Genomic DNA, 18,356 nt, shown 5'->3' with positions numbered 1-18,356 from the left:
CCCGTGCGGGTCCGCCCAGTCTCAGCTACTTGCGGTTGAGCGTCAAGTAACCGAGACCTGCGGGCATCGCGCGGATCACGAGGTGGCGGTGGCGGTCAGGCGGGCGTAGGCGATCACGTGGGAGCCCAGGGCGAAGGACGCCAGGGCCGGGCTCGCGGTGGCGGGGACGCCGGCGTCCGGGACGTCCAGGGCCAGCACGGTGATCTCGTAGTGGTGCGGACGGTCCCCGGCGGGCGGGCAGGGGCCCAGGTAGCCGGTGGTCCCGGCGTCGTTGGCGCCCGCGGCGGCGCCGGCCGGGACGGACGTGGCGGTGGCGGGCAGGTCGCGCACCGACCAATGCCAGAAGCCGCTGCCGGTGGGTGCGTCGGGGTCGAACATGGTGACGGCGAAGCTCCGCGTGCCGGCGGGGGCGCCGGACCAGGACAGCCGGGGCGGGACGTTCCCGCCGGTGCAGCCGAACGCGTCGGCGTACGAGGCGGCGGGGAACGTGCCGTGGGCCAGGTCGGGGCTGGTGACGCGGAAGTGCGCGGCCTCTTTCGGGACCGCGGTGCGCACCTTGTGGTACCCGAAGGCGGGGACGGTCTGGGCGGACGCGGCGGTCACGGACGCGGCGGTGACGGCGGCGGTCAGGGCGGCGATGGCTCGTTTCCTCATGGCCGCAACGATCCCGGCGTCTCGGAGACTGGTACAGGTCGTCCGCATCCTGGTACGCGGAGTGCCACCCTCACCGGCCCGGAATGCGCCATCCTGGGACGATGACGGCACGACGCGGCGAACTGGCGGCCTTCCTGCGGGCCGCGCGGGAACGGGTCCGCCCGGCGGACGTGGGGCTTCCCGACCTGGGCCGCCGCCGCACGCCCGGCCTGCGCCGGCAGGAGGTCGCCGAGCTCGCGGCGGTGAGCGTCGACTGGTACGTCCGGCTGGAGCAGGGCCGGGTCGGGACGCCCGGGTCGGGGGTGCTGGACGGCATCGCGGCGGCGCTGCTGCTGTCCCCGGCAGAGCGCGTCCACCTGCACCTCATCGCGCGCGGCGAGGCGCCGCCGCCGCAGCACGTCCCGGCGCCGCTCGGCGGGAGCCTGCGTGCCGTCCTCGACGGGATGCCGCTGCTGCCCGCCTACGTGGTGGACTTCCGGTTCGACATCCTGGGCCGCAACGCGGCGGCGGCCGCGCTGTTCGGCCCGAAGTTCGGCCACGGGCGGCTCGGCAACACGGCCCGCATGCTGTTCCTGGATCCGGAGACCCGCGAGACGAACCTCGACTGGGCGGCGTTCGCCGCCGAGATGGTCGGCAACCTGCGCGTCAACCAGGCCCGGCACCCGGACGACGCGCACCTCGCCGAGCTGATCGCCGAGCTGCGGGCGGCGAGCCGCGAGTTCGCGGCGTGGTGGGACGACCAGCACGTCCACGAGCGGTCGACGGGCACGAAGCGGATCCGGCACGCGACGGCCGGCACGATGACGGTCGCCTACGACATGCTCGCCGCGCTGGACGGCTCCGACCAGCGGCTCTTCGTCCTCACCCCGGCGGACGAGGCGACCGAGCGGGCGCTGCGCACCCTGGTAACGGCGCACGCCACCGCGCTGGCCAGCGCCGGCTGACCGCGCCCGCCGCGGCCGCGCGCTCGTCGCGGCCGCGCGCTCGATCGGGAGGGCGCGCGCTAGATCGGGAGGGCGCCGCGCGGGTGGCCCTCCTCGCGGCCCGTGGCGGTCAGGGCGAGGACGCCGTGGCCCTCGACCCGCGTGCCCGGTCCGAGCGCGGACGGGTCGACGGACGCGCGGGCCGCGATCTCCGGCGCCTCGCAGGTGTCCGGGATGCCGAGCTCCGCCTTGACCTGCTCGTAGCGGGCGCGGAACGCCTCGGAATCGGACGTGTCGACGCCGTCGAAGGCGTCGTCGGGGAACCCGTCCTCGTGCGGGAGCAGGTAGCCGTCCTCGGCGGGGTGGCCGGTGCCGACCTGGTCGTCCTCCTCGAAGGCGTCGTAGTACCGGACGACGCGCCCCTGCTCGGCGATGCACCACGCCGTCCAGCCGTCGCCGCAGCTCGTCCCGTACCAGTGCGCGGCGCCGAAGCGGGCGCTCAGCCGCTCGCACCAGGCGAGGACGGTGTCGCGCAGCTCGGTGTCGTCGTCGTCATCCCCGGGGCAGCCGAACACCAGCGTCCAGCCGTCGAAGCGGGGCGTGACGTACATGCGGTGGCTGTCGATCCAGCCCCAGCCGTGGTGCTCCTGGCCCCAGGCCGCCGCGCCCATCCGCATCGTGACCGGCTCGGGGTCGGAGAGGCCGAACGCGTCGAGGACGGCGTCCTGGTCGCCGGTGGGCAGCGCGAACCATGAGCCGTCCAGGTGCATCGGCTCGGGGACCTCGTCCCGCATCTTGATCCGGACGAGCCGGCGCACGAGGGCGAGGTCGCGCTCGTCCAGCGCCTCGGGGCCGCCCGCGGACGCGAGCGCGACGAGGGCGGGGCGGCGCAGCCGGCCGGCCGTGCGGGACCGCCGGACCTCCCGGAGCAGCGGCACGACCTCCGGGCCGAGCTCGTCCAGCGCCCATTGCGCGCGCTGCCGGACGTCGTCGTCGGGGTCGGCGAGCATCTCGATGAGGCGCGGCGCGTACGGGAGCGCCCGCTCGCCCTTGAGCTGCATGACGTAGGCGGTGTCGCTCCGCACCTTGGGGCTCGGGTGCCGCAGGCCGGGCTCGAACGCCGCCAGGTCGTCGATCTCCAGCCCGCTGTACGCCCAGCCGGCGCGCCGCGCGACCTCGTGCGTCGGCGCCGCGGCCATCGCCTCCATCAGCGGTTCCAGGGCGGGACGCCCGATGCGCCGCAGAATCGTGGCGCTGGTGGACCACTCGACCGGCGACTCCTCGTCGCACAGCGCGTCCAGGACGGGCCGGACGGCGGGCTCGCCGAGCGCCACCAGCTCGTCGGCCGCCGCCCGCTGCGTCTCCTTGGCGGCGAGCCGCCGCATCAGTTCCTCGATGCTCACGCGCCCCGACGGTATCGGTGGTCTAGGACATTTGTCCCGGCCGAAGGTGCGCGGAACGGCTCTGCCGCCGTTCCGGCGCGGGCGGCACGATCGGGGTGTCAGAAGGACACGCACCCGAAGGAGCGGACATGAACGCCACCCTCACCCGCCGGCAGGCCGCCGCGGAGCCCGCCCGGCAGGACGGGCTGGACGCGATCAAGCCGCTCCCGATCTGGTTCTTCGCCTTCGAGGGCGTGCTCGGCGCGGCGTACGACATCTGCCACGCGTGGCATTCGGCGTGGATGGTCGTCGCCGGGATCGCGGCGGTGAACGCGGTCCTCGGCCTGACGGTGCTGCGCCGCCGGATCAAGCTCGTCAAGGCGATGCTGAAGGACGGCCGCACCCGCATGATCGCGTTCGGGCTGATCGCGCTGCGGATCGGGCTGCACGTCGTCCTCGGCGCTGTCGGCGCCGACGTGACCGGGACCGCCGCGCACCTCGCGCTCGCCGGAGCCATGGCCGCCGCGACCGTCGAGCTGCTCTGGTTCGACCAGCGGGTCACCTTCCGCGCCCTCGGCCTCGCGACCCGCTGACCCCGCCGGAAGGGCGGCGTCCTCCGGGACGCCCCCCTTCTCACGCGCTCAAGTGCCGGTGGGCGGCGAAGTGCGCGGCACCGGCGGGCGACGCCATGACGGCGATGACGAACGCGGTGGTCAGGATGGAGCAGAGGCCGAGCGCGGCGACGCCGGGCGACGGGTGGTTGACGAACGGCCCGGCAACCAGCAGGAGGAACGCCTCGTACCCGGCGACGCAGCCGCGCGTGCTCGCCCGCCGGCCGCGGAACGCGGCGGCCAGCGCGACGGCCGCGGCGGCCAGCGCGAACGGGTAGACGGCCAGGAACATCATCGCGGCGCCCACGCGGGCCTCGGCGCCGGTCGCCGCCTCCCCGTACGCGACCATCGCCGCCCCGGCGGAGACGAGCAGCGCCGCCTGCGCCCACAGGACGGCGCGGGCCGCGACGACCAGGCGGCGGCCGAGGACGGGGCCGAGGAGGGGCGTGCGATCGCTCATGCCCGCCACGATGCCGCACCGGACCGTCCGGGCACATGGGCGCTGATACTCAGTTACCGGCGAGTAGCGACGCCGGCGCGGGGCGTCAGGAGCCGAGGATGTCCGCGAGCACGGCGGCCTGGCTGTGGTCGACGTCCTTCGTGGCCGTGAGCAGCGTCAACGGGCCCGGATCGGCGTCGCCGCGCAGGCGGTCGAGGGCCGCGGCGCGCTCGGGGTCCTCCAGCTCGGCGCCGTAGCGGCGCCGGAACTCCTCGAACCTGTCCACGTCGTGCCCGTACCACTTGCGCAGCTCGGTGGACGGCGCGACGTCCTTCTCCCACCGGTCCAGACGGGCCTTCTCCTTCGACAGGCCGCGCGGCCACACGCGGTCCACCAGGACCCGCTCCCCGTCCCCGTCCGTGGCGCCGTCGTAGACCCGGCGCACCCTCACGTCACGTCCCATGAGCCCGTTCATACCCGCTACCCGCCCGCCATGAGCCCCGGGAAATGTCGGACCCCCCGCGCACAATCGGGGCCATGAGCGCCCGGACGCCGCTGTGGCGGCTGACGCCGGCGCAGCGGCTGCTGGAAGGCGGCGCGCTGCTGAACTCGGTGGCCTTCTTCGCCGCCATGCCCTTCGCGCCCCTCTACATGAGCGAGCACACCGGGCTCGGCAAGCCGGCCGTCGGCGCCGTGGTCGGCGCCGTCGCGCTCACCGCCGCGTTCGGCGGCCTCGCGGGCGGCGTGCTCGTCGACCGCCTCGGCGCGGTGCCGCTGATGCGGGCCGGGCTCGTCCTCCACGTCGCCGTGTACGGGCTGCTGGCCGCCGCGCGCGCCCCCGCCGCGATCGTCGCGCTGTTCCTGATGCTGGGCGCGGCGCGCCTGCTGGTGGAGCCGGGCGCGAAGAAGCTGCTGTCCCATGCCGCCGACGAGGAGGGGCGGATCTTCCGGATCCGGTACATGACGCTGTGCGCCGGGGCGATCGCCGGGCCCGCGATCGGCGGTGTCCTGTACCACGTCGGCGCCGTCGCGTTCTTCGCCGTCCCGGCGGCCTTCTACCTCGCCTACCTGCTCCTCGTCCTGGTGCGCAACCGGGAGCTCGCGGCGCTTCGCCCGGCGAGCGGGGACGGCGACGCGTCCGCCCCATCCACGCTCCAGGCGCTCGGCGCGACGCTGCGGGACCGGCGGCTCCTCGCGGTGGTCGCCGGCGGCGTCCTGGTGTTCTTCGTGTTCTCGCAGCTGGAGTCGATGATCCCGCTCTACATGAAGGGCCGGTACGGCGACCGCGCCGAGGGCTACTTCGCGGCGCTGTTCATCACCAACGCCGTCCTGGCCCTGCTGTTCCAGCTCCCGATCGACCGCGTGTCCGGCCGCCTCGGCCGCACCACGATGGTCTGGGCGGGCGCGGCGGGCTTCACGCTGGCGTTCGGCTGCTTCTGGGCGAGCCCCGCCGGCCTCGCCTGGCTGTACGCGGGCATCGTGTTCTGGACGGTCGGCGAGGGCGTCCTACTGCCGATGCCGGACATGGCCGTCCACGAGATGGCGTCCGACGAGCTGAAGGGCGCGTACTTCGGGCTGTCGGAGGTGCGGCAGCTGGGGTTCTTCCTGGGGCCGGTCGCGGGCGGGTTCCTGCTGGACGCCGGGACGGCGCCGTACTTCGCGGTCATGGGGACGTCCATCTTCCTGTGCGTCCCGCTTCTCGCACGCCGCACCGGGTCCTCGCGGCCCCAGCCCGTCCCGGAGGCGGCCTGACGGGGTCAGTCGAAGTGGAAGGCGTGGTGCTCGGCGGCGGTGCGGCGGGCGAACTCCCCGGCCAGGGCGCGGCCGAGGACGTCGTCGTCCGGCCGGTGCCGCTCCAGGTACTCCAGGGCCTCGGCGAGCTCGCCGGCGGTGAGGCGGCGGAGCGGCTTGCCGGTCCAGCGCGGGTGCGGGACGTTCGGCCGGCCGGGACGCGGGGCGGGCGGGAGGGCGCTCACGGAATTCGGGCCTTTCGGTTGCGACCGCGCGGCGGCCGGTGCGGAATGGTCGGTTCGAATAGGATCGGCGGGTGCATTGGTGGAGCCAGCAAGCGTGCGACGCGGCTGCTGAGGCGCAGGCCGCGGACCCGTCGCCGGCGAATCTCATGGCGGCCGCGCAGGTGCAGGCGATGATCTCGATGGCGGAGGCGCTGCACCGTATCGCCGCGGTGCTGGAAGAGCGGGGCGAAACGGCGCCGCCGATCCCCCGGCCGAAATAGCGCGGGCAATGAAATACCGGTGTGCCCCGGGCGAGGGGCACACCGGTTCTCACCGAGCGTCAGACATCGCTGAACGATTTGCGTTCGCTCCGGCCGTTCGCGTGCGGGGCGAGCCGGGAGGTCTTGCCGAGCGGCGGCCGGGGCGGCGGGACGGACGCGGGCTCGGCCGGCGGGTCCGGCTCGGCCGCGACCGACGCGAGCCGCTCGTCCTCGGCGGCGCGGCGCTCCTCCTGCGGCCGGTCGCGCAGCCGGCGGGCGGCCTGCCGCAGCGCCCGCTCGCCGACCAGCCGGGTCAGCTCCAGGCCCCAGCAGTCCAGCTTGTCGGCGTCGGTGAGGTCGTCGCGGGCGCTGAGCTCGGCGGCGAGCCCGCCGAGCCGCTGCGCCTCGGCGAGGTCGAACTCGCGCAGCAGGTGGCAGCAGAGCTCGGCGAGCGCGGCGTGGTCGCGCTCGAACGACAGGTCCGCGAGGTCGTTGTGGGAGAGCCGGCTGAGGGCGCGCTTGCGCTCCAGCTCCCCGTCGGCGATCCGCAGGATCCCGTTGAGCAGCGCGATCGGCCCGGTGCCCGGCGTCGAGGTCTGCGCCGGGGCGAACGACATGCGCAGCACGGCCGCGGACCCGAGCCCGGCGGCGATCACGTGCACGACCAGCAGCGCGGTCGGCGGCATCGTGTAGGGCAGCCCGAACCGCCAGCCGGCGGCGGTGACCGCGATCAGCGCGACCACGGACGCGCCGGTGTTGACCAGGGCGAACAGCAGGCCGCCCGGGGACAGCAGCGCCGCGACGGGCTTGTCGCGGTAGCGGGCGACGAGTTCGGCGACTCCGATCGCGCCGCCGATCAGGGCGGCGAGGAACATCTCGATGATCATGACCTTCGTCTCTATGCGCTGCGGGCGTTCATGCGGCCGAACGGGTGCTCCTCGGTCCGGCCGGAGCGGTGCGGGACGGCCGCGGGGCGCTGCCGGGCGGCCAGCTCCGCGCGCTCGACCTCGAGGAAGACCAGCAGCCATTCCGCGGGACCCGCCGCGAGGCCGCTGTGCGGGCGCACGCCCTGTTCCCGCGCGCCGAGAAAGGTGAGGAGCCACCCGGTGGGGCCGGCGGCGGTGGAGGTTCGAATTCGGGAATCCATGCGGGAGACCATTCCGCAGCGTGCCGCGGAAGTCGACCTCCGACGCGTCAAGTTTTTCGCGCGGGATCGCGGAAAAGGGTCATCGCGACAGTCCGCCGGAACCGTCCCATCGGCCTCACCGATCTTCTCGCCATTGCCCGGTAATCCGGTTCCTTTTGGCCGATGATGTGGATTCCTTTGCCAAGAATTCCGGTTGGGCGGCGGCGGGGAGATCGCCTTTTCCGGCGCGCGGCGCCGCGACCGGACCGGCGGCGTACGGCGGCGGTCGGGCGGCAGGGGTCAGGCGGCGGAGTCGGGCGGCGGGGGTCAGGCGGCGGGGGTCAGGTCCTCGTCGCGGGAGACCAGCGCGGCGTAGAGGCCGCCGGCGGCGAGCAGCTCGGCGTGGGTGCCGCGCTCGGCGACGCGCCCGTGGTCGAGGACGACGATCTGGTCGGCGTCCCGGACGGTCGAGAGCCGGTGCGCGATGGTGATGGTGGTGCGGCCCTCGGCGAGCGCGTCGACGGCCTGCTGGACGGCGTGCTCGGTCTGGGTGTCGAGGGCGCTGGTCGCCTCGTCCAGGACGAGGATCGGCGGGTTGCGCAGGATCGTCCGGGCGAGGGCGAGGCGCTGCTTCTCGCCGCCGGAGAACCGGTAGCCGCGCTCGCCGACGACGGTGTCGTAGCCGTCGAGCAGGCCGGCGATGTGGTCGTGGATCTGCGCGGCGCGGGCCGCGGCGTGCAGCTCGGCGTCGGTGGCGTCGGGCTTGGCGAACCGCAGGTTGTCGGCGACGGACGCGTGGAACAGGTACGTCTCCTGTGAGACGACGCCGACGGCGGCGGACAGGTCGGCGAACGACAGGTCCCGCACGTCGACGCCGTCGATGGTGACGCGCCCGGACGTGGCGTCGTACAGCCGAGGCACCAGGTAGCTGAGGGTGGTCTTGCCGGATCCGGTCTCGCCGACGACGGCGAGGGACGTGCCGGCGGGGACGTCGAGGTCGATGCCGGTGAGCGCGTCGGAGTCCGCGTCGTAGGAGAAGCCGACGTCCTCGAACCGGACGTGGCCGCGGGCGCGCGGCAGCGGGCGCGGCGAGGCCGGCTCCTCCAGGCCGGGTTCGAGGTCGAGGTACTCGAAGATCCGCCGGAACAGCGACATGGAGCTCTGCACGTCCACCGCGGTCTGGAGCAGCTGGACGGTCGGCCGGAACAGGCTGGTCTGCAGCGTGGTGAACGCGACGAGGGTGCCGATCGACACGAGCGGGTGGCCCTGCGAGACGGTGAGGCCGGCGGCCCAGTAGGTGAGGGCGGGCATCGCCGCCATGACGATCTGGATCGTGGACTGCCGCCACCGCCCGGCCATGCTGGCGCGGATCTCCAGGTCGGCGAGGTCGCGGGACTCGCCCGCGAACCGGTCGGTGAGGGCGGGCGAGCGGCCCATGGTGCGGCCGAGCAGGATGCCGCTGACCGACAGCGACTCCTCGACGATCGCCGACATCGCGGCGAGCTGCCGCTGCCGCCGGGAGGTGATCTTCCGGCGCTCGGCGCCGACGCGGCGGCTGATCCAGACGAAGAACGGGAGCGTGACCATCGTGACGAGGGTGAGCCGCCAGTCGAGGGCGAGCATCGCGATGGCGGTCGCGGTCACGGAGGTGAAGTTGGAGACGAGCGAGGTGACGGTGGTGGTGACGGTGGACTGCATGCCGCCGATGTCGTTGGCGATCCGCGACTGGACCTCGCCGGTGCGGGTCCGGGTGAAGAACGCGAGCGGCATCCGCTGCAGGTGCGCGTAGACGGCGGTGCGCAGGTCGTGCATGACGCGCTGCCCGACGCCGGTGGAGATGTAGGTCTGCAGGACGGAGAACACGCTGGTCGCGACCGAGATCGCGATCATGCCGAGGGCGAGCGCGGACAGCAGCCCGGTGCGGTGCTGCGGCAGCGCGACGTCCAGGATGTGCCGGAGCATGAACGGCGAGGCCAGCGAGACGAGCGCGGACAGGCCGACGAGCAGCGCGACGGCGGCGAGCCGGGCGCGGTACGGGACGAACAGGCGCAGGATGCGCCCGCGATCGGTGGGGGCGGTGGGGTCCTTGTCCTTGAGGGCGGTGGGGTCCTTCGCCATGGGCGGCTCCTTCCGGGGGATGACCCTCGACGTAACTGAGGTTAGCTCATAATTATTTCCGTACAACTATGAGCTAAGCTCGGATCCATGGAGAACGATCTGGCCGACCTGTTCCTGAAGGCGGCCAAGCGGATCCGCCGGCACCAGGTCGAGCGGCTCGCGCCGCTCGGCCTCACCCCCGCCCAGTCGCGCGCGCTCCGGGTGATCGTCGGCACCGACGGCCCGCTGCGGATGACCGACCTCGCCCGCCGCCTCGACATCGTCCCCCGCTCGGCGACGACGCTGGTGGACGCCCTGGAGGCGGACGGCCTCGTCACCCGCGAGCCCGACCCGGCCAACCGCCGGTCGCTGCTCGTCCGCCCGACGGACGAGGGCCGCGCCGTCCGCGCGCGCATCGCCGGGACCCGCCGCGAGGCCGCCCGCGAGGTGCTGTCGCCCCTGTCGGACGCGCAGCGCGAGACCCTCCGCGAACTCCTCACCGTCGTGGACGCCGCCGCCGAACCGCACACGCACCGCTAGCCGGCCGGGCCCGCCGGAGGCCCGTCCCGCTGTCAGCGGGCTGACAATCGGGGCGGGCGGATCCTTCTCGGCTCTGCCTAGCGTCGCCGGGTGGGACCGGCGGACCCTGGAAGGCCCAGTGGCATCGGGGGTTCGCGAGTTCCAGGAGGGTGCCTTGAGCCGGTCCGTCGATCCCGCCGCCCCGGACTTCCCGCTCTCCGGCGTGCCCGCCGGCCTCGCCGAGCCGCTCCGGCCGTACCTGGAGGCCGCCGCGATCGAGATGGTCGGCGAGATCCAGGGGCTCGTCCCCGAGTACGCGCGGCCGCCGGAGAGCCGCTACGGGCGCCGGATGCGGTGGGCCGTCGAGCAGACCGTCCGGCAGTTCGTCGACGCGATCGGCCGGCCCGACATCGACTGGGGCACGGTCACCGGCATCTTCGAGGGCATCGGCGCGTACGAGGCCCGCCAGGGCCGCAGCCTGGACGGGCTGCAGACCGCGATCCGGGTCGGCGGGCAGGTCGCGTGCCGCCGGTTCATCAAGGACGCGCGGCGGCTCGGCTGGTCGCTGGAGGTGCTCGGCAAGATCACCGAGTCGCTGTTCGTGTTCCTGGAGCGGATCGCCGCCGCGGCCGGGCAGGGGTACGCGCGGGCGCAGGGCGAGCTCGCGGGCGAGCGGGAGCGGTTCCGGCGGCGGCTGCGCGACCTGCTGGTCATGGACCCGCCGGCCAGCGACGCGGCGATCGGCGAGCTCGCCGGGGAGGCGGGCTGGCAGGTGCCGCGGACGCTCGCGGTCGTCGCGTTCCGCCCGGCGCCCGGCGGGCCGGCCCCGGTGCTGCCGCCCGCGTTCCTCGCCGACTGGGACGCCGCGGACCCCTACCTGATCTGCCCGGACCCGGACGGTCCCGGCCGGGACCGGCTGCCGGCGGCGGTGAAGGGGACGCGGGCGGCGGCGATCGGGCCGACCGTCCCGCCGGCGGGGGCGGCGCTGTCGCTGCGCTGGGCCCGGCGCGGCCTCGCGCTGATCGAGCGCGGCGCCCTGCCGGGCAAGGAGCCGCTGCGCTGCCTGGACCACCTGCCGACGCTGGTCGCGGCGCAGAGCGAGGAGCTGCTGGACGTGGCGCTCGGCGCCCGGCTCGGGCGGCTGATGGAGCTGGCGCCGCACCGCCGGGACGCGCTGACGCGCACGCTGCTGACCTACATGGAGTGCCGCGACAACGCGGTGGCGGCGGCGGAGCGGCTCCTCGTGCACGAGCAGACCGTCCGGTACCGGATCCGGCGGCTGGAGGAGATCCTCGGCGGCGCGATGCTGGACCCGGACCGGCGGATCGAGCTGCTGCTCCTGCTGCACCACCTCGTCCGGCTGGACTCCGGGGACCGGCGCCTCTCGCCCGCGTGACGCGGAACGGCGGCGGCGCCGTCGACGCCGCCGCCGCCGTCCCAGGGCGGGGTCAGCCGTTCGGGCAGGTGTCGAGGTATTTGGCGATGTTCGCGTCGGGCTTCGGCGCCGGGCAGAGGAACTGGTCGTAGCGGGCATCATTGTCGACGAACCGCTTCATCCACGCGATGGAGTACTTCGCGATGGTGGTGTTCGGCGACACGAATGTCATGTGGCCGGCGTTCTTCAGCAGCAGGTACGCCTTTTCCGGCGCCGTCTTGACGTTGTTGTAGTACGACTCGGCCATCGACGACGCGGGCGCGATGAAGTCGTTGTCCGCGCCCATGATCAGGGTCGGGGTCCTGATGTTGGGGAAGCTGTAGTTGGTGTCCCACGGCGCGAGCGGGATGTCGGCCTTGAGGGACGGCCGCTTGTTCGCGGCTTCGAGCGTCCCGCCGCCGCCCATGGAATGGCCCATGACGGCGGTGCGGGACGCGTCGATGCGGTTCTTGACGCTGCTCTTGCCCGTCAGCCAGTCGAGGGCGGCGAGCAGCTGGTCGCCGCGCGAGGCGGGGATGTCGAGGAGGCTGTTGGTCTCCAGCGTCATGACGACGAAGCCCTGCGAGGCCAGCCGCGGCCCGTACCAGGAGATCCACGCCTCGGGGGAGACGAAGCCCGGCGAGACGACGATGGCGCCGAACGTGCCCTGGCTCGTGTCGGTGGGCGCGTAGACGGTGCCCTTGTTGAATCCGGTGCCGCTGCCCGCCGGAACGGGGATCGTCTCGATGGCGAACGGGCCCTTCTCCGCGGTGATGCTCGCCTCGGTCGGCGCGGGGCCGCGCTGGTACGGATTGTCGGCGGCGCGCTGCACGGCCGCCGCGCGATCGGCGGTCGCGGGTTTGGCCGGCCCAGCGGCGCTCGCGGGCGGGGCCAGTGCCGCGCCCGCGGCGATGAGGGAGGCGGCGGAGAGGAGCCGGAACGAATGCGCGAGTTTCCTGTGCATCGGGGGGCGTGCCCTTCACTGGACGGAACCGCGGCGGGGGGGTGTCCGCGGGTGCCAGAATTGTGGGCCGCCCGGCCGCCGGGCGCTGCTTAAGCGGCGACGCCTTGAATTCGGGGCGCTTATAGCGAAGTTACAAACGCGGGGGCAACGGAGAGGGGCCACTCCCCCCAGAGTGACCCCTCTCCCCCCGTTCCGCGGGCCGGCCCGATACGCGCACTGGGGACGGCCGCTCCCCCCGAAGCGGCTTCGGCGCGGGGCGCCCGGCGGATGAGAAGACGGTAGCGAGCCCCTCGCCCGCCGTTCGAGGCTTCAACCGTGCCCGTCGACGAACGGTGCACTGTGTGCGACGAACGGACCACGCTCCGCATTGACCGCCTCTCTCTCGCGCGCACGGACTCCCGTCCCGCACGATCGGTTCGGGCGCGGAGCGGGATGTAAGCGAGGTGTAATCGGCCCCGCCTACCGTTGCCGCGTGGAGATCGGCCGGGAGACCGGCCGGGCGATCGGCCGGCGGGCCGGCGGGCCGCACGGGGGTGGGTCCGCAGGCCGCCGTCACCACAGCAGGTGCGCGGCCGTCCCGTCCTCGGTCGGGACGCCGAGCGCGCCGAAGATCTCCAGCGCCTCGCGGCGCGGGTCGCCCGCGTCGCCGGCGTCCTCGCCGGACACCTGAAGGAGGGCACCGAGCAGGAAGAGGCATTTGGCCCGCCAGAGCGGCACCGACACCCCGGTCGCCAGCGCCAGCGCGCGCTCGAGCAGCCGCCGCGCCGTGAGGAGGTCACCGCGATCCCAGTACAGGTCGCCGAGCACGTACATGATGCGCGCGCGCATCAGCGGGTCGCCGCGCTCCTCGGCGAGCCGCAGCGCCAGCCGCAGCGACCGCTCGGCCTCCTCGGTGCGGCCGAGCGCGAAGCTGGTGCAGCCGAGGCCGTGCGCGGCGTACATGCCGACGAGCCGGCTGCCCGCCGCGGTGCCCGCCTCGTCGATGTGCTCGAACAGCGGCTGCGCCTCGCCGGGGCGGCCGAGGGCGAGCAGCGCCTGCCCGATCCAGTACACCGCCTGCAGCTCGACGCCGGTGTAGCGGGCGCGGCGCGCCAGGTCCCGCGCCATGGTGAGCACGCCGAGCGCGTCGCCGGCGTCGCCGCGCTCGTACTGCGCGCAGCCGATCACCAGGACGGCGTGCGACTCGCCCGCGACGTCGCCGACGCGCTGGAACAGCTCGCGGGCCCGCCGGCCGTCGGCCTCGGCGTCGCCGAACCGGCCCGTCATCCGGTGCACGGTCGCGAGCTGGCGGAGCGCGAGCGCGGTGCCGTGCGGGTTCTCGGTCTCCTCGAACAGCCGCAGCGCCTCCCGGACGGACCGCAGCGCCCGGTCGTAGTCGCGGCGCGCGCACGCGAGCTCCGTCGTGCGTTCCAGCAGCGCCGCCTCGCCGCGCAGGTCGCCCGCCGCCCGCACGACCGGCAGCGCGTCCGCGACGACCTGCTGCCAGTCGTCGGTGTAGTGCGCGGGCTGGAACAGGATGGACGAGCGGACCGCGATCTCCCAGGCCAGCCCGTCCTCGCCGAGCCGGGCGGCCTGCCGGACCGCGGTGGTGAGCCCGAACCGCTCGTCCTCGAACCAGTCGGGGGCCTGCGCGAGCGTCCGCTCCACGACCGCCTCGTCCAGCGGGTACCGGACGGCGCGGCCCGCGGCGAGGCAGTCGCCGCCGCCGGTGACCAGCTCGACGACCCGGTCGGTGAGCCCCAGCAGGCCGCCGAGGGCGCGGCGCAGCGCCTCGGTGCGCTCGTCCGGGCCGTCCTGCTCCAGGCACAGCTCGCGGGCGTGGTCGCGGACGAGGTCGTGGAACCGGTAGCGGACCGCGCCGGGCATCGCGGGCCGCCCCTGCGCGGTACGGAGCTGCGCGTCGAGGAGCTGGGCGTCGACGAGCGTCTCCAGCAGCTCGGCGACCTCGGCGGGCGGGCGGTCCAGCAGCGCGGCGGCGGTCCAGCAGGCGAAGTCGGGGGCGTCGAGGAGGCCGAGCAGCCGGTACAGCCGCCGCGCGTCGGCGCCGAGCCCCCGGTAGCTGAGGTGCAGGGTGGTGCGGACGCTGAGGCCGCGCTGCGTCAGCTCGTCCAGCCGGCCCTGCTCGCGCATCCGGCGGACGAACCCGGCGATGCTCCAGTGCGCCTTCGCGGCGAGGCGGGCGCCGGCGACGCGCAGCGCGAGCGGCAGGTGCCCGCACATGCGGGCGAGCTCCGCGGCGGCCTCCGGCTCGGCGGCGAGCCGGTCCCGGCCGACGATGTGCACGAGCAGGTCGACGGCCTGCGCGGGGGTCAGCACGTCCAGCTCGATGAGGCGGGCGCCGGGCAGCGCGGTGAGCCGGGTGCGGCTGGTGATGACGGCGCGGGACAGCCGCCCGCCCGGCAGCAGCGGCTCGACCTGCGTCTCGTCGGCGGCGTTGTCGAGGACGACGAGGATGCGCCGGTCGGCGAGGAGGCTGCGGTACAGCGCGGCGCGCTCGCCGGGGCTCTCCGGGACGGCGGCGGCGTTGACGCCGAGTGCGCGCAGGAACCGGCCGAGGACCTCGGCGGGGTCGGCGGGGTCGCGTTCGGCGCCGCGCAGGTCCACGAAGAGCTGGCCGTCGGGGAAGGCGTCGCGGATGCGGTGCGCGATGTGCACGGCGAGGGTCGTCTTGCCGATCCCGCCCATCCCGGCGACGGCCGACACCGACACGGGCTCGTTGCCGTCGCCGGCGGTCAGCAGCGCGAGCATGCTGTCGATCTGGTCGCCGCGGCCGGTGAAGTCGGGTACGGCGGGCGGTAGCTGGCTCGGCCGTTCCGGGGGGACGCGGTCGCCGTCCCGGCCCGCGTCGGCCTCGGCGTCGGCGCCGTCGTCGGGCTCGTCTCGCAGTGGTTCGGCGGGGCCCGGGGCGCCGGCGGTCTCCTGGCGCAGCACGCGGACGTGGGCGTCGCGCAGCTCGGGCCCGGGGTCGACGCCGAGCTGGTCGAGCAGCCGGACCCGCGCCTCCTCGTAGGCCTCCAGCGCTTCGGCCTGCCGCCCGCACGACGCGAGCACCTCGATCCAGACGGTGAGGAGCTGCTCGTCGAGCGGGTGGGCGCGCACCAGCGGGCTCAGGTGCGGCAGCGCGCGCTCGGGCGAACCCGCGGCGAGCACCGTCCGGGCGTGCTCCATCGTCGCCTCGACGCGCTCGCGTTCCAGCCGGTCGACGGCGGCCTGGTCGACGGAGTCGGGCGAGACGTCCTCCAGCGCGCGGCCCCGCCACAGCCCGAGCGCGCGCTCCAGCGCGCCGGCGCGCCGGCCGGCCGGCAGCATGGCCGCGTCGGCGACCGCGCGGCGGAACGCGGCCGCGTCGATGTCGGCGCCCGGCAGCTCCAGCGCGTACCCGTTGGTGGTGCGGACGACCTCGACGCCCGGCCCCGCCGTCTCGGTCAGCCAGCGGCGCAGCCGGTAGACGGCGACGGCCAGCGTCGAGTCGGAGATGACGGTCTCGCGGGCGCCCCACAGCAGCGACTTGAGCGTGTCGTCGCCGAGGCCGGACAGCCCGGCGAGCGAGGCGAGGGCGAGCGCGCCGAGCAGCGCGCGGGCGATGCCGGAGGAGGGCAGCGTCCGCCGGCCGGCGCGCTCCACGCCGACCCGGCCGAGCACGACGATCCGGACGTGCTCGCGCTCCCGGTCAGACCCGCGCTCGGTGCGCATGTCCGTCACTCCCGACGTCGCCTCCCGTGCAAAGTGAACTCCACCATTTGATCAAAGTCACGGCGGGTTCGGTGCGGGTATTTCTGCACGGTCGTGCGAAAAAAGTGCCGCGGCGGAGCCGCCGCCCGCCGTTTGACAGGATGGTCACCGAGCGCGGAAGGAGATCGGATGGCGGGACAGGTGCGGCCGATCACGCTGGTCGGGACGCCGGTCCTGCACCGGGCGTGCCGGCCGGTGCAGGAGTTCGACGCGGCGCTGGCGGAGCTCGCCGACGACATGTTCGCCAGCATGTACGCGGCGGAGGGCGTGGGCCTCGCCGGCAACCAGATCGGCGTCGACCTGCGGATATTCGTCTACGACTGCCCCGACGAGGACGGCGAGCGGCATAAGGGGACGGTGGTGAACCCCGTGCTGGAGCTGCCCGACCTCGCGGACCGGCGGCTCGACGACGGCGAGGAGGGATGCCTGTCGGTACCGGGCCCGCACGCCCGCGTCGCCCGTCCCGACCGCGCCACCGTGCGCGGCTTCGACGTCAAAGGGAACCCGGTCACGGTCGAGGGGACGGGCCTGCTCGCGCGCTGCCTCCAGCACGAGACCGACCACCTCGAAGGCAAGGTCTACATCGACCGGCTCTCCGCCCGCGCGCGCAAGAAGGTCCTCAAGGAGTACGAGGAACTCCGCGCCGCCGCCGAATGAGCTGCGCCGCACTGATCACGGCGCCCACACCGGCAGGTGCAGCGCCGACGGGTGCCCGGCGCCGCGCAGCACCTCGATGCGGACGCGGCGCGACGCGACGGCCCGTCCGGCGGGCTCGCCGCGCCCGTGGTTGCGGGCGAAGCGCGGGAACGCGCCGCCCGCGAGCATGACGCGCGGCCGGTGCCCGCGCCGGAACCGGTAGCCGGTCGGGTGCATCTCGATCTCCGCCGCGACGGTCTCGCCCGGGGCGGCGTCGATGCGGAGCATGCCGTCGGTCACGTTGCGGGACGCGCCGTCCGGGCCGACGTCGCAGAGCCGGACGAACAGGTCGGCGTGCCCGGTGTCCGTCCGGACGTGGAACGCCGCCGACACCGGCCCGATCAGGTCGAGGTCGCGGTCGAGGCGGGCGCCGGTCAGCACGGCGACGTCGCCGCGCGCCTCGATCCGGCCGTTGTCGCGCTGCCCGCCCCGGCCGGGCGCCAGCAGCGGCCCGCCGGTGGACGGCGTCGGGTCGTACGGGTCGTAGGTGAACGCCACCGGGTCGAGCGGGCCGGACGGCTCGTCCCAGGTCAGGCCGTGGGACAGGTACAGCGGCGCCGGGGTGGTCTCCGGCGGCGGCCACTGCTGGAAGTCGAGCCAGCGGTCCGCCTTCTGCAGGTAGAGGCGGACGGGTGCGCGCCGCAGTTCCGCCGCGTCCCCGCGGAGGTGCGCGTTCAGCCACGACACCTGGTCGGCGAGGATGGCGCGCAGCGCCTTGGCGTCGTGCCCCCAGGGGCCGATGGTGATGCGGACGTCGCGTCCGGCGGCGTGAAGGGCGGCGAAGTCGCGGAGTTGTCCGCGCAGGAACAGGTCCCACCAGCCCGTCACCATGCTCGCGGGTGACGTGGTGGCGGCGACGCCCGCGCTGTGGTCGGTCTCCCGCCAGAACGCGGCGTTCTCGGCGTTGCCGGTGACCTCGCGTAGGAACGACTCGGCTCGCCCTATCGCGGCCATGTCGGCCTCGCCGACCGGCAGGTGCCGCATAGCGTTCCTTACGCGCCGGTTGTGGAGCGGACGTCTCCGGTCGTCACGCGTCCCCATCAGCGACGACCATACGAGCGTGTTGTGCAGGGCGAGCGCGCCGCCCGGGTAGAAGGAGCTGACGAACTCGGACGCGGTGATGCCGAGCCCCATCGCCGCCAGCGGCGGGTCCGCGTACGGCGCGATCGCCCACTGCGTGTAGCCGAGGTAGCTGGCCCCGGCCGTCGCCACGCGTCCGTCGCACCACGGCTGTGCCCGCACCCATTTCAGCGTCGCGAGGCCGTCCTCGCGCTCGTCGTGGAACGCGTGGAACTCGCCGCCCGACCCGTGTATCCCACGTACATTCTGTATGACGACCTGGAAGCCGCGCCGGGCGAGGACCCCGGCGAGCAGCCGGACGAGCGCCTGCCGCTTGCCGTACGGCGTCCGGATGAGCACGGCGGGCAGCGGCCCGGCGCCGCGCGGACGGTACAGGTCCGCGACCAGCACCGCGCCGTCCGGCATGGGAACCCGCAGGTCGCGGGCGATGCCGACGTCGATGGCCGCGTCGTCGGCCTCGGGGAGCCCGAGAAAGCGGTCGACGAGCCGTCCCGCCATGGACAT

18 protein-coding genes are annotated in these 18,356 nt (G+C 74.6%); 7 read left to right on the top strand and 11 right to left on the bottom strand.

The genetic code is table 11. The annotated features are described in order from the left end of the window. Positions 1-75: 75 nt before the first annotated feature. Complete coding sequence (locus tag AB0C78_RS16010; protein WP_360747690.1) at positions 76-654, bottom strand: YbhB/YbcL family Raf kinase inhibitor-like protein; 579 nt, start codon at positions 652-654, stop codon at positions 76-78. 101 nt (positions 655-755) lie between these two features. Between AB0C78_RS16010 and AB0C78_RS16005 the strand changes: the two genes are divergently transcribed. Beyond that, the gene (locus AB0C78_RS16005; protein WP_360747687.1) at positions 756-1,598 is read left to right on the top strand and encodes a helix-turn-helix transcriptional regulator; all 843 of its coding nucleotides are present in this window, start codon (positions 756-758) and stop codon (positions 1,596-1,598) included. Positions 1,599-1,657: 59 nt separating this feature from the next. On the opposite strand, the gene AB0C78_RS16000 is transcribed toward AB0C78_RS16005, so the two are convergent. Continuing rightward, entirely contained in the window at positions 1,658-2,980 is a 1,323-nt protein-coding gene (locus AB0C78_RS16000) for a HEAT repeat domain-containing protein (protein ID WP_360747684.1), read from the bottom strand. Positions 2,981-3,108: 128 nt separating this feature from the next. Between AB0C78_RS16000 and AB0C78_RS15995 the strand changes: the two genes are divergently transcribed. After that, positions 3,109-3,552: a hypothetical protein gene (locus AB0C78_RS15995; protein WP_360747681.1), complete on the top strand. Its 444-nt coding sequence runs from the start codon at positions 3,109-3,111 to the stop codon at positions 3,550-3,552. A gap of 40 nt (positions 3,553-3,592) precedes the next feature. Here the strand turns inward: AB0C78_RS15995 and AB0C78_RS15990 are convergent, their stop codons facing one another. After that, positions 3,593-4,030, bottom strand: a complete 438-nt coding sequence (locus AB0C78_RS15990; protein WP_360747678.1) for a hypothetical protein — start codon at positions 4,028-4,030, stop codon at positions 3,593-3,595. An 85-nt stretch (positions 4,031-4,115) separates the two neighbouring features. Next, complete coding sequence (locus AB0C78_RS15985) at positions 4,116-4,472, bottom strand: DUF488 family protein (RefSeq protein ID WP_360747675.1); 357 nt, start codon at positions 4,470-4,472, stop codon at positions 4,116-4,118. A 74-nt stretch (positions 4,473-4,546) separates the two neighbouring features. On the opposite strand from AB0C78_RS15985, the gene AB0C78_RS15980 reads away from it, so the two are divergent. Beyond that, entirely contained in the window at positions 4,547-5,761 is a 1,215-nt protein-coding gene (locus AB0C78_RS15980) for an MFS transporter (RefSeq protein ID WP_360747672.1), read from the top strand. 5 nt (positions 5,762-5,766) lie between these two features. Here AB0C78_RS15980 and AB0C78_RS15975 read toward each other — a convergent pair whose 3' ends face one another. After that, positions 5,767-5,985 carry a hypothetical protein gene (locus AB0C78_RS15975; protein WP_151539376.1) on the bottom strand — a complete coding sequence of 73 codons (219 nt, stop codon included), beginning with the start codon at positions 5,983-5,985 and terminating at the stop codon, positions 5,767-5,769. 71 nt (positions 5,986-6,056) lie between these two features. On the opposite strand from AB0C78_RS15975, the gene AB0C78_RS15970 reads away from it, so the two are divergent. Then, a complete protein-coding gene (locus tag AB0C78_RS15970) occupies positions 6,057-6,245 on the top strand; it encodes a hypothetical protein (protein ID WP_151539377.1) in 189 nt (62 codons plus the stop codon). A gap of 59 nt (positions 6,246-6,304) precedes the next feature. Here AB0C78_RS15970 and AB0C78_RS15965 read toward each other — a convergent pair whose 3' ends face one another. From AB0C78_RS15965 to AB0C78_RS15955, 3 genes are all read right to left on the bottom strand, one after another. Continuing rightward, a complete protein-coding gene (locus AB0C78_RS15965) occupies positions 6,305-7,111 on the bottom strand; it encodes a hypothetical protein (protein WP_360747669.1) in 807 nt (268 codons plus the stop codon). Positions 7,112-7,122: 11 nt separating this feature from the next. Continuing rightward, positions 7,123-7,371, bottom strand: a complete 249-nt coding sequence (locus AB0C78_RS15960) for a hypothetical protein (RefSeq protein ID WP_151539379.1) — start codon at positions 7,369-7,371, stop codon at positions 7,123-7,125. 306 nt (positions 7,372-7,677) lie between these two features. After that, positions 7,678-9,468: an ABC transporter ATP-binding protein gene (locus AB0C78_RS15955; RefSeq protein ID WP_360747666.1), complete on the bottom strand. Its 1,791-nt coding sequence runs from the start codon at positions 9,466-9,468 to the stop codon at positions 7,678-7,680. Positions 9,469-9,555: 87 nt separating this feature from the next. On the opposite strand from AB0C78_RS15955, the gene AB0C78_RS15950 reads away from it, so the two are divergent. Together AB0C78_RS15950 and AB0C78_RS15945 are read left to right on the top strand one after the other, a co-directional pair. Beyond that, positions 9,556-9,987 carry a MarR family transcriptional regulator gene (locus AB0C78_RS15950; protein WP_151539381.1) on the top strand — a complete coding sequence of 144 codons (432 nt, stop codon included), beginning with the start codon at positions 9,556-9,558 and terminating at the stop codon, positions 9,985-9,987. Positions 9,988-10,141: 154 nt separating this feature from the next. Further along, positions 10,142-11,362, top strand: a complete 1,221-nt coding sequence (locus AB0C78_RS15945; RefSeq protein WP_360747661.1) for a helix-turn-helix domain-containing protein — start codon at positions 10,142-10,144, stop codon at positions 11,360-11,362. A gap of 52 nt (positions 11,363-11,414) precedes the next feature. On the opposite strand, the gene AB0C78_RS15940 is transcribed toward AB0C78_RS15945, so the two are convergent. Further along, entirely contained in the window at positions 11,415-12,344 is a 930-nt protein-coding gene (locus AB0C78_RS15940) for an alpha/beta hydrolase (RefSeq protein WP_360747658.1), read from the bottom strand. Between the two features lie 552 nt (positions 12,345-12,896). Further along, complete coding sequence (locus AB0C78_RS15935; protein WP_360747655.1) at positions 12,897-16,037, bottom strand: BTAD domain-containing putative transcriptional regulator; 3,141 nt, start codon at positions 16,035-16,037, stop codon at positions 12,897-12,899. 168 nt (positions 16,038-16,205) lie between these two features. Between AB0C78_RS15935 and def the strand changes: the two genes are divergently transcribed. After that, positions 16,206-16,733 carry a peptide deformylase gene (gene def / locus AB0C78_RS15930; RefSeq protein WP_360747652.1) on the top strand — a complete coding sequence of 176 codons (528 nt, stop codon included), beginning with the start codon at positions 16,206-16,208 and terminating at the stop codon, positions 16,731-16,733. A gap of 15 nt (positions 16,734-16,748) precedes the next feature. Here def and AB0C78_RS15925 read toward each other — a convergent pair whose 3' ends face one another. After that, entirely contained in the window at positions 16,749-18,356 is a 1,608-nt protein-coding gene (locus AB0C78_RS15925; RefSeq protein ID WP_360747649.1) for a CocE/NonD family hydrolase, read from the bottom strand.

The sequence above is a fragment of the Actinomadura sp. NPDC048394 genome (assembly GCF_040651755.1).
GTDB lineage: Bacteria > Actinomycetota > Actinomycetes > Streptosporangiales > Streptosporangiaceae > Spirillospora > Spirillospora montaniterrae.
Note: the sequence above shows the minus strand (reverse complement) of the source record. Positions and strands in the feature narration are given on the sequence as shown.